Origin of the sequence: Acinetobacter sp. I-MWF (assembly GCF_025433935.1) — a bacterium.
Lineage (GTDB): Bacteria > Pseudomonadota > Gammaproteobacteria > Pseudomonadales > Moraxellaceae > Acinetobacter > Acinetobacter guillouiae.
Genome location: NZ_JAMBAR010000001.1, coordinates 2977068 through 2978298 on the forward strand (window position 1 = coordinate 2977068; position 1231 = coordinate 2978298).

2 pseudogenes are annotated in these 1231 nt (G+C 42.5%); both read right to left on the minus strand.

The features are described 5' to 3' along the window. Positions 1-999, minus strand: a pseudogene (locus M2R48_RS13815) (fimbrial biogenesis outer membrane usher protein); the annotation flags it as partial. After that, positions 1000-1231, minus strand: a pseudogene (locus tag M2R48_RS13820) (molecular chaperone); the annotation flags it as partial.

Genomic DNA, 1231 nt, shown 5'->3' on the forward strand with positions numbered 1-1231 from the left:
GCCTTTACCATTGATAAATGGAACATTATTCAAAATGAAGGGACCTGATTGCACATCGGTTGAATTGGCTTTCTGTCCATTGATCAATAAGTCCACAGTGCTCGGTAAGGCCGCTTGTCCTTTAAACTGAGGTAAAGGATAAGTAATCAAATCTGGACGGGTACCAAAATTACGTTGTAACTGTAATCCACCTAAACGCACTGAACTTCCCCAAGCGTTTTTACTTCCTGTAATTACATCACCCGCTAAAAATGAAACTACCCGGACTGGGTCATCATATTGCCAAGTGGTGTCATAGCGGCGGTAGCCATCATTATCTTGATTTGAGTCGTTTCCAATCCCATCAGATTTAAAATCAGTCTTGCTATAAACCCCTGAATTTCTCAGTACCCCATAAGGCGAGAAAAAGCGCTGTTCTGTAAACAGTGTACTGCTATAGCCACCATTCTCTGGGCGGTAGGTATAAAAGTCATAGTTATTTAATAAACCAATACCCGACTGCGCTGTTTCAGGTTGATACCAAGAATCCAAGCCGCGTATCTGCACCGGCATCCAGCTGGCAGGAAGATCTAGACTAAAATACTGTTGCGCTGAGTTGTACTCATACTTCAATTCAGGGATCTGATTGAGACTGACCCAATCCAAAGCTTTGCCCGAAAAGCCTAAAGTGAATACATCCAGATCCGTCAGGTTTTTTTCTGACTGTTGCTGTAGTGCATCCGCAGGCAGCTTAATCTGCAACTCATCCAGTTTCGACTGCTGGATAAAATAATGATCGCCTTTGACAATAACGGGGATCACCTGTCGCGTCGAATATTGATTGATCACCAAGTCCAGATAGAGCTTAAATAAGCTATTCACTTCTGAAACATCTCGCGGTGGCGGGGGTAAACCATTTGCATAGACATTGCAACTCAACAATGGGATATTCGCAACCAATATCAATGTCAGGCTTTTGCATAAAAAAGAAGGGGTGTGTAACCCTGATAAATAACCCATTTACCCCCCTCCTTCTTTTTTAATCTCAACCAATTCCTGTTTCACTCCTGAACTGTCAACCCCGTACAAACTGCTTTGACCACTTAGGCTGTTGAGTAGTTTGTTGTCTAAATCAAACTTCATGGTGCTGTTTGCCAACACATAACCAAAGGCGGTTTTGCCAAAAGCCATTTGCTCTGAAGTCGGAGTTAATTTAATTCCCGAAAGTCGTGAAAATTTTGAACCGGTATTT